The organism is Alteraurantiacibacter palmitatis, assembly GCF_037154115.1.
Lineage (GTDB): Bacteria > Pseudomonadota > Alphaproteobacteria > Sphingomonadales > Sphingomonadaceae > Alteraurantiacibacter > Alteraurantiacibacter palmitatis.
This window is the reverse complement of record NZ_JBANRO010000008.1, coordinates 151,709-161,100: the sequence shown is the minus strand read 5'-3', so window position 1 is coordinate 161,100 and position 9,392 is coordinate 151,709. Positions and strand designations below refer to the sequence as shown.

Here is a 9,392-nt window from a genome sequence, read left to right as displayed (position 1 = left end):
CCATGACTGCTCCTCAAAAAGGCAGTCTTGAATCAGAACCAACCGGGTTTGGGAATCCCTTTTGTCAACACGGCCTAACCAGACTGACCTCCGACACACGCTTGGCGCGATTTAGGAGTCTAACGGCAAGTGTGTGGGTAGCCGTAGAAAAAATCAGAAACGCAGAATCTGAGCCAACAAAATTCGGTATTGGACTCATTTTCATATTTTTGCAGAGGTTTATGATCGAATCGTCGGTAAAATTTACTCGAATGTCGTGTGCAAATCTGTTTCTAATTTTTCGAACAATTGTGCATTCGGCTGCTTCTAAGTCGGATATCAATCCAAGGGCTTGCGAGAGGAGAATTTTGGAATAAAAATCTCCGATGGGCGCGTTGCTTTCCTCTAAAAGCTTTTTTTTAGATTTTCCTCCAATCAGAAATGCGTCGATGGCCTCATGGAGTAGCTTTTCTATGAAAGTGCCAGCGATCAATACTGCCCCTCTTGCTGATTCTGCATTCAGAGCATCAAGGTAATGAAGAAATTCTGCAAGATCTGGTCGCGCCTCCAATAATTCCGGCCGGGCATTAGTGCTCCGTGGGTTTTTCGAGATCGCCATTGCTATCACTCCCCATCATACCCAATCACCTGCGCCGCAGCCCCGCTCATCACAAAGCCGATGGGCCGTGTCGCCTCTTCGGTCAGGTGGCCGATCAGGCCCGCCGTGCGGCACAGCAGGCCGATGCCTTTCAGTGCCGCCACCGGCCAACCCAAATCCAGCATGATCGCCGGGATCGGCCCGTTGACGTTGACCGGCAGGCTCCGCCCGATCGTCTCCGGCAGCGCGGCTTGCAGCGCGCGCATCATCGCCACATGTTCGCCGCTCACCCCGCGTTCGTCGGCCAGTTTGAGCAGCAGATTGGCGCGCGGGTCGCCTGCCGAGTGTTGCGGGTGGCCGAAGCCGGGGATGGCCTTGGTGGTCTGCCGCAGCTCGGTGATCTGGCGCACCGCCACGGTGTTGAGGTCATCGCCCGAAGCCCGCTGGTCCGCCACGCATTTGGCGTAGAAGCGTCCTGCCACCTCCGCGCTGCCCAGCACCACGCTGCCGCAGCCCAGCAGCCCCGCCGCCACCGCGCCCTGCACCGCTTCGGGCGCAGCGGCCAGCGTCATGCGCGCAGCCACCACCGAAGGCACAAGGCCGTGTTCGGCCAGCGCGCACAGCACGGCGTTGAGGAAAAAGCTCTGGTTCTCGTCCGGCTGCTGGCCCGTCACCAGAAACCAGAAGTAGGAGGAGAAATCGAACTTGCCGATAATGTCCTCGCACAGATCCAGCCCGCGCACGGTGATGCTGTCGGCATCCGATGTGCAGATGGCGGAAAACGGCTGGTCCTGCTTGCCGATGCGCATTGCTCTCTCCCCTTTACGGCTTTAGCGATGCTTCGTTGAGGGAGAGACAAATGGCAAGACCGCTCGCAGGGCTTCGCGTGCTCGACATGGGAACATTCATCACCGGCCCTGCCTGCGGGATGCTGTTGGCGGACCTTGGGGCGGAGGTGATCAAGGTGGAAATGCCCGAAACGGGCGACCCCTTCCGTGCCTTCAAGGGCGACCTCTATTCCCCGCATTTCCAGACCTATAACCGGGGCAAGAAGTCGATCACGCTCAACACCAAGCTGCCAGAAGATCTGGCCGCGTTTGACGAGCTGGTGAAGGGTGCCGATGTCTTCATCCAGAATTTCCGCCCCGGCGTGGCGGATCGCCTCGGCGTGGGGGCGGAGCGGTTGCAGGGTATCAATCGGCGGCTGATCTATGTGGACATTTCCGGCTTTGGCAATGACGGGCCGTGGAAGGACCGGCCCGCTTTCGACACCGTGTCGCAGGCGGCCACCGGCTTTCTGCGGCTGCTGGTCAACCCCGCCAATCCGCGCGTGGTCGGCCCCGCCATCGGCGATGCGGTAACGGGCTTTTACGCCGCCTATGGCGTGCTCGCCGCGCTGTATGAGCGGGAGAGGACGGGCAAGGGCCGGCGCGTGGAGACCTCGATGTTCGAGGCGATGAGCCACTTCAACCTCGACGATTTCACCCATTACCTTTCGGTCGATGAAGTGATGGGGCCGTGGAGCCGCCCGCATGTCAGCCAGTCCTATGTCTTCCAGTGCGCCGATGGCGGCTGGATTGCGCTGCATATGTCCTCTCCCCCGAAGTTCTGGGAGAATCTGGCCGAGGCGGTGGGTGAACCCGATATGCTGAAGCTCCCCGAATTCGAAAGCCGCCCCGCGCGCATCGCCAATTACGAGAAGGTGGTCGATTTCCTCGCGCCGATATTCGCTACGCAGCCAAGGGCCCATTGGGAGGCGCGGCTGACCCGCCTCGAAGTGCCGCACAGCGCGGTCTATACCAGCAAGGAAGTGGTCGAGGGCGAACTGGCCGCGCATCACAAGCTGGTGGTGGAAGGCGAAGGGCCGCGCGGCCGCTTCCGCACCATCCGCAGCCCCATCCGCTTTGACGGCGAGGCGCAGGACAGCGTCACCCCGCCGCCTGAACTGGGCGCGGACAATGCCGCGATTCTGGGCCGGAAATAGCGCGCAATTGCCAAGGCCCACGGATTTGATAGGCTGCCCCGATAAAAAGGCCGCACGGAATCGGCCGCATACGGGAAATGGGGGAGAGGATACGATGAAGCTGCCAAGCCGCCTGCACCACACCGCCTATGTCACCAAGGACATGGAAGCGACGCGCCATTTCTACGAGGATATCCTCGGCCTGCCGCTGGTCGCCACCTGGTGCGAAAGCGATATGCTGTTCGGCAAGGAGCGCACCTATTGCCACTGCTTCTTCGGCATTGCCGATGGCGGCGCGCTGGCCTTCTTCCAGTTTGCCGACAAGGAGGACGAGGAGCTGTTCGTCCCCGATATGCCGCAAACCCCGTTCGTGCATCTGGCGCTGGCGGTGGACGAGGAGTTTCAGCAGCAGGTCGAACAGCGCATCAAGGATGCCGGGCTGGAGGCGACCTATGTGCTCGAACATGGCTATTGCCGCTCGGTCTATGTCGTCGATCCCAATGGCATGACGGTGGAGTTCACCTGCGACGATCCGCGTGCGGCGGCAGGCGATGCCGCGCGGCGCGCCAATGCCCATGCGGAACTCAAGCGCTGGCTGGCGGGCGACTGGACGAGCAACAACACCTTCCGCAGCGAAGAAGCCGCGTAAGTGGCCCTGCTCGGATGACCATGCCCCTGCTGCCGACCGCGCTGGTCGGCTCCTACGCCCAGCCCGAATGGCTGATCGACCGTGCCAAGCTGGCCGGACGCTTTCCCCCGCGCACCCGCCAGAAGGAATTGTGGCGCATCCCCGAGGCGTTTCTGGAGGAGGCCTGGGACGATGCCACGATCTACGCCATTCACGAGCAGGAGCGCGCCGGGCTCGACATCATCACCGATGGCGAAATGCGGCGCGAAAGCTATTCCAACCGTTTCGCCACCGCGCTGAACGGAGTGGACATGGACAATCACGGCACCGCGCTCGACCGGTCGGGCGAGCCGGTTCCGGTGCCGCGCGTGGTGGGCGAAATCAGCCGCCGCCATGCGGTGCAGGTGCGCGATGTTGAATTCCTGCGCACCCATGCCTCGCCCGGCAAGGCGATCAAGATCACCGTGCCCGGCCCCTTCACCATGAGCCAACAGGCACAGGACGACTATTACGGCGATCCCGAAGCGCTGGCGCTCGCCTATGCCGGCGCCGTGAACGCCGAAATCCGCGATCTGTTTGCCGCCGGCGCGGATGTGGTGCAACTGGACGAACCCTATATGCAGGCCCGGCCCGACAAGGCGCGCGCCTATGGCCTCAAGGCGCTCGAACGCGCGCTGAAGGGGATCGAGGGAACGACAGCGCTGCACATCTGCTTTGGCTATGCCCATTTGATCCATGAACGGCCCGAAGGCTATTCCTTCCTGCCCGAACTGGCGGCCAGCGATGTGCAGCAGATCAGCATCGAAACCGCGCAGAGCAATCTGGACACCAGCGTACTGGAAAAGCTGCCGGGCAAGACGATCATCCTCGGCGTGCTCGACCTGTCGACGCATGAAGTGGAAACGCCTGATCTGGTTGCCGCGCGGATCCGCCGCGCCTTGCCGCACGTGCCGGCAGAGAAAGTGATCGTGGCGCCCGATTGCGGCCTCAAATACCTTCCGCGCGAAGTGGCCTTCGGCAAGATGCAGGCGATGGCGCAAGGTGCGGCGATCGTGCGGGCGGAGCTGGCATGAGCTTCAAGACCACGCATACCGGCAGCCTGCCGCGGCCCGATTATCTGCTCGACCTGATGCTGGCCCGTGAAGGCGGCGAAGCGGTGGACGAGGGCGCGCTGGATGAGGCGATCGACCGGGCGACCGCTTACGTCATGGCGCGGCAACGGCAGGCGGGCATTACCGTGCTGGGCGATGGCGAGATGTCCAAGCCCAGCTATGCCACCTATATCAAGCACCGCCTGTCGGGCTTTGGCGGGGAGGCGGGGCAATATGAATTTGCCGATCTGGAAGATTTCCCCGGTGCCAAGGCGCAGGTCTTCGGCAACAGGGGCCGGGCAAAACGCAGCGCGCCCGCCTGCACCGCGCCCATCGAAGTGATCGATATGGAGGCGCCGCGCGAAGATGCCGCGCGGCTCACCCGGCTGGCGGAAGGCTGCGAAACCTTCATGTCCGCCGCCAGCCCGGGCGTGACCGCGCTGTTCTTCCCCAACCAGTATTACGCGAGCGACGAGGAATATGTCTTTGCCCTGGCCGAAGGGCTGCGCCACGAATACGAAACCATCGCGGCGGCGGGCATCACCTTGCAGGTCGATTGCCCCGATCTGGCGATGGGCCGCCATGTCCAGTTCACGCATTTGTCGCTGGAGGATTTCCGCAAGCGCATCGGGATGAATGTTGCCGCGCTCAACCACGCGCTGCGCAATATCCCGGCGGAGCAGTGCCGGATGCATCTGTGCTGGGGCAATTATCCCGGCCCGCACACGCATGATGTGCCACTGGCCGATATTGCCGACATCGTCTGGTCGGCCCGCCCACAGGCAGTGCTGCTGGAAGGGGCGAATCCGCGCCACGCGCACGAATTCGCCTTCTTCGAGGAGCATCCCCTGCCCGAAGGCAAGGTGCTGTGCCCCGGCATGATCGAACCGCAAAGCCCCTATGTCGAACACCCCGACCTCATCGCGCAGCGCATTGGCCGCTATGCCGATCTGCTGGGGCGCGAGAGGGTGATGGCCGGGGTGGATTGCGGCTTTTCGGTGCACGCCGGCAGCAACAATCTGGATGCCGAAGTCATCTGGGCCAAGCTGGCCGCGCTGGCGCAAGGGGCGGAGATTGCGTCGCGGCGCTACTGGTAAGCACTGCGCGGAAAAGTTGGTGCGGGCGGCGGGACTCGAACCCGCACGAGCAAGGCTCAGGGGATTTTAAGTCCCCGGCGTCTACCATTCCGCCACGCCCGCCACTTGCGCGCTCTTTCGCCTGTATCGCCGCTTATCGCAAGCGAAGGGGTTCAGACGACCCACTTCTCCACCATGCTGCGCACATCCACCCGCGCTTTCAGCCGGGCGGCAAGCAGCGCGGTGCCGCTGATCTTGCGCTGCACGAACAGCAGATCGGCGGGCGGCACGTGCCAGGTGGCGCGGTCGGCGGCGATGGCCATGCCTTCTTCGCGCAAGGTGGCGACAAAGCGCCGGTCACCGAAATCGAAAGCGCCCGGGCGGTTCATTTCGGCCAGGATCACGTCGATCATCCGGTTCACCTTCGCCGGATGGCGATCTACCGCGCCCTGCCCCATGAAGCCCGCTGCCACCGCCGCATCGCGCACCGCATCGCGTTCCCCCGCCAGACCGGCGGCCAGAAGGCGGCGATAGCCTTGCGCGGTTGAGGGAGCCACGGCGCGCGCTGCGCCGAAATCGAGCAGCACGACCCGCCCCGTAGCGGGCTGATAGCGGAAATTGGCGAAATTGGGATCGGTCTGCATCATGCCGAATTCGAACAATTCGCGCAGCACCAGCGCGATCATCCGCGCCATCACTGCATCGCGCGTGTCCTGCGGGGCGCTTTCCAGCGCTTCGATCGGATGGCCGGAGACAAAGCTCATCGCCAGCACATTTGGCGTGGTGAAATCCTCGGCCAGTTCGGGCACCACCACCTGCGGATCATCCGCCAGCAATGCGGCGAAACGCTGCATCTGCGCCGCTTCGCGCAGGTAATCGGCCTCTTCCGCCAATTGCCGCTTCGCCTCGACCAGCAAGGGCGCGATGTCCACGCTGGCGGGCAGCAGGTTCGAGATGCGCAGCAGCGTTGCGACATTGTCGACATCGGCATCGATGCTTTCCCGCACGCCGGGATACTGCACCTTGATCGCCAGTTCGCGCCCGTCGCGCGTGATGGCGCGGTGCACTTGCCCGATGGAGGCCGCCGCAACCGGGCGCGCGTCGAACAGGGTGAAGCGGGTGCGCCAGTCCTTGCCCCATTGCGCGCTCAGCACCTTTTGCAGCTGCGCTGGGGGCATATGGTGCGCGCTGTCGCGCAGCCGCGCCATGATCTGCGCGAGGTCTGCGGGCAGCACATCGCCTGCATCCATCGACACCATCTGCCCCAGCTTCATCGCCGCGCCGCGTAGATGCGCCAGCCGTTCCACCACGGTGCTGACATTGCCGGGGGTGAGCAGCAGGTCGCGAAAGTGCGGGCGGTTCCCCTCGGCCAGCCGCCGCGCGCCTTCCATCAGCACGCCGCCCGCCACGCCGCCCGCAAGCCGCCCGAACTGGCTGAGGCGCGAGAGGCGGCCGTGCGGCACACGGTATCCGCCAGAGCGGGGACGGTCGGTCATGGCGGGCAGATAGGCGCGGCGCCCAGACTGCGCCAGATGCCCCGAAGGCCGCATGGCCTGGCCGGTGCTCGTTAGCGGTTCAGCAACCAATCGGGGATTAGGGTTCACCCTGCAATGGTTGCGGCGTCCTGTTGGGGCAGGCGGCGCGTGAAGGATCGGATATGCCATGCACGATGCCTTGCCTGTGAGCCCCGCCCCGGCGCACGCCATGCCCATGGTTGCGTCTGCCGCCGAACAGCGCGCCGCGCCGCGTTTCACCATATTGATACGGGCGGCCAAGCTGCGCTGCGGCGAGGCCGAGTTTCTCTGCATCGTGCGCGATGCGTCGGAAACGGGCATCAGCCTGCGCCTGTTCCATCCGCTGCCCGAAGGGCAGGAGCTGGAGCTGGAATTGCAGAACGGCGATGGCTACCCACTGGAGCTTGTCTGGCAGAGCGAAGACCGGGCGGGTCTGAAATTTCGCCAGCCGGTGGATATCGCGCGCATCATCGAATGTCCCAGCCGCTTTGCCAAGCGGCCCGTGCGCGCGGCCTTCTGCGCGCCGGTGCGCCTTGTTTCCGGCGCGGTGGAAGCCGAGGCGACGCTGTATGACATATCGCAGCAGGGTGCCAAGATCGTATCGCCCACCCGCTTTGCCATCGACCAGCGCGTGCGGCTGTGCGCGCCGCATCTGGGCGAAGTCCACGCCAAGGTGCGCTGGCGCGACGGCGTGACCTATGGCCTTGTATTCGAAGACACATTTCAGTTCGGCGACATGGCGCGCATCGTGGCCGCGATGCAGGGTTATCCCGCATCGCGTGTCGTGGCCTGATGGCCGCCTGATATCACGCGTCGGGCGGCAAAACCTTGCCGGCCGTTAACCACCCCCTAACCATTTTCCTTCACCTCCGGCCAAGACACACACACCGGGGGTTCTCATGGACATGAAGGCGGGCGTTGCGGCAGGAGAGATCACGGCCGATGTGGCAATCATCGGCGCCGGGCCTGCGGGCCTGACGGCGGGCTATCTGCTGGCCAAGGCGGGCAAGAAGGTTGTCATCATCGAAAAGGACGCGCACTATGTCGGCGGCATCAGCCGCACGGTGGAGCACGAAGGTTATCGCTTCGACATTGGCGGCCACCGCTTCTTTTCCAAAAGCCAGGCCGTGGTCGACCTCTGGAACGAGATCCTGCCCGATGATTTCATCCAGCGTCCGCGGATGAGCCGCATCTATTACGAGGGCAAGTTCTACTCCTACCCGCTGCGCGCGTTCGAGGCGCTGCGCAATCTGGGCCTGTGGCGCTCCTCGCTGTGTATGCTGAGCTACCTCCAGTACAAGCTGTTCCCGATCCGCGAGGTGAAGAGCTTCGAGGACTGGACGACGAACCAGTTCGGCAAGAAGCTCTATTCGATCTTCTTCAAGACCTATACCGAGAAGGTGTGGGGGATGCCCTGCAACGAGATGAGCGCCGACTGGGCCGCGCAGCGGATCAAGGGCCTGTCGCTGTGGGGCGCGGTGGTGGACGGGGTCAAGCGCAGCCTTGGCCTGAACAAGCGCCCGAATGACGGGCAGGCAGTCAAGACGCTGCTCGAAACCTTCCGCTACCCGCGGCTTGGCCCCGGAATGATGTGGGACGCCGCGCGCGACCGGATCGTGGAGATGGGCGGGCAGGTCATCATGGGCCATGGTCTCAAGCAATTGGCGGATGACGGGCAAGGCGGCTGGCGCATGACCGCGACCGGCCCCGATGGCGATATTGTGATCCGCGCGGATCACGCCATCAGCAGCGCGCCGATGCGCGAACTGGCCGCGCGGCTGCATCCGCTGCCTGCCACCACGCTGGAAGCCAGCCAATTGAAATACCGCGATTTCCTGACCGTGGCGCTGATGATCTGCAGCGAGGATCTGTTCCCCGACAACTGGATCTATATCCACGATTCCCAGGTGCAGGTGGGCCGGGTGCAGAACTTCCGTTCGTGGTCGCCCGAAATGGTGCCCGACCAGAGCATTGCCTGCGTTGGCCTCGAATACTTCTGTTTCGAAGGTGACGGTTTGTGGTCGTCCACCGATGAAGCGCTCATCGAGCAGGCAAAGCGCGAAATGGCGATCCTGGGCCTGTGCGACCCTGCCGATGTGGTGGGCGGCGCGGTGGTGCGGCAGGAAAAGGCCTACCCCGTCTATGACGAGGATTACGCCGCCAATGTCGCCGCCATGCGCGCCGAGCTGGAGGAGCGTTTCCCCAGCCTGCATCTGGTGGGCCGCAACGGGATGCACCGCTACAACAACCAGGATCACGCAATGATGACCGCGATGCTGACGGTGGAGAACATCCTTGCGGGCCAGCGCGTCTACGACACCTGGTGCGTGAACGAAGACGCCGAATATCACGAGGCGGGCGACGAAGGCGAGCAGGCCAAGCTTCCCGCGCGCGAAGCGGCGATCACCCCCGATCAGGCGGCGGCGCTGGCCTCTGTCCGCGATGTGCCGACGCGCGTGTCAGATGGCGAAAAAGGCGCGCCACGCAAAGCGGCCTGAACGGCACCTAACGGCGCAAAGGGCAACAGGGGGCAACAGGGGGGC

The 9,392-nt window shown here is 63.7% G+C and carries 9 protein-coding genes and 1 tRNA gene; 6 read left to right on the top strand and 4 right to left on the bottom strand.

The features are described from left to right. Positions 1 to 64 precede the first annotated feature (64 nt). Positions 65 to 598: a hypothetical protein gene (locus tag WFP44_RS11515; RefSeq protein ID WP_336926705.1), complete on the bottom strand. Its 534-nt coding sequence runs from the start codon at positions 596 to 598 to the stop codon at positions 65 to 67. Positions 599 to 603: 5 nt separating this feature from the next. After that, entirely contained in the window at positions 604 to 1,386 is a 783-nt protein-coding gene (locus tag WFP44_RS11510) for a citryl-CoA lyase (RefSeq protein ID WP_336926704.1), read from the bottom strand. Between the two features lie 50 nt (positions 1,387 to 1,436). Here WFP44_RS11510 and WFP44_RS11505 point away from each other — a divergent pair, with 50 nt between their 5' ends. The 4 genes from WFP44_RS11505 (at position 1,437) to WFP44_RS11490 (ending at position 5,356) form a co-directional block, all read left to right on the top strand. Then, complete coding sequence (locus WFP44_RS11505) at positions 1,437 to 2,561, top strand: CaiB/BaiF CoA transferase family protein (RefSeq protein ID WP_336926703.1); 1,125 nt, start codon at positions 1,437 to 1,439, stop codon at positions 2,559 to 2,561. 94 nt (positions 2,562 to 2,655) lie between these two features. Further along, on the top strand, positions 2,656 to 3,189 hold the full coding sequence (locus WFP44_RS11500; RefSeq protein WP_336926702.1) for a VOC family protein: 534 nt from the start codon (positions 2,656 to 2,658) through the stop codon (positions 3,187 to 3,189). A 14-nt stretch (positions 3,190 to 3,203) separates the two neighbouring features. Next, positions 3,204 to 4,241 carry a 5-methyltetrahydropteroyltriglutamate--homocysteine methyltransferase gene (locus tag WFP44_RS11495; RefSeq protein ID WP_336926701.1) on the top strand — a complete coding sequence of 346 codons (1,038 nt, stop codon included), beginning with the start codon at positions 3,204 to 3,206 and terminating at the stop codon, positions 4,239 to 4,241. Then, positions 4,238 to 5,356 (top strand): cobalamin-independent methionine synthase II family protein, encoded by a 1,119-nt coding sequence (locus WFP44_RS11490; protein WP_336926700.1) that lies wholly within the window; start codon positions 4,238 to 4,240, stop codon positions 5,354 to 5,356. Before WFP44_RS11495 ends, WFP44_RS11490 begins: the two co-directional genes overlap by 4 nt. 17 nt (positions 5,357 to 5,373) lie before the next feature. On the opposite strand, the gene WFP44_RS11485 is transcribed toward WFP44_RS11490, so the two are convergent. Both WFP44_RS11485 and WFP44_RS11480 read right to left on the bottom strand, forming a co-directional pair. Next, a tRNA-Leu gene (locus tag WFP44_RS11485) sits at positions 5,374 to 5,458 on the bottom strand. A 50-nt stretch (positions 5,459 to 5,508) separates the two neighbouring features. After that, positions 5,509 to 6,831, bottom strand: a complete 1,323-nt coding sequence (locus WFP44_RS11480) for an ABC1 kinase family protein (protein WP_336926699.1) — start codon at positions 6,829 to 6,831, stop codon at positions 5,509 to 5,511. Between the two features lie 214 nt (positions 6,832 to 7,045). Between WFP44_RS11480 and WFP44_RS11475 the strand changes: the two genes are divergently transcribed. Both WFP44_RS11475 and WFP44_RS11470 read left to right on the top strand, forming a co-directional pair. Beyond that, positions 7,046 to 7,642 carry a PilZ domain-containing protein gene (locus WFP44_RS11475; protein WP_336926698.1) on the top strand — a complete coding sequence of 199 codons (597 nt, stop codon included), beginning with the start codon at positions 7,046 to 7,048 and terminating at the stop codon, positions 7,640 to 7,642. A 112-nt stretch (positions 7,643 to 7,754) separates the two neighbouring features. Beyond that, complete coding sequence (locus WFP44_RS11470; RefSeq protein WP_336926697.1) at positions 7,755 to 9,347, top strand: NAD(P)/FAD-dependent oxidoreductase; 1,593 nt, start codon at positions 7,755 to 7,757, stop codon at positions 9,345 to 9,347. Positions 9,348 to 9,392: the final 45 nt, after the last annotated feature.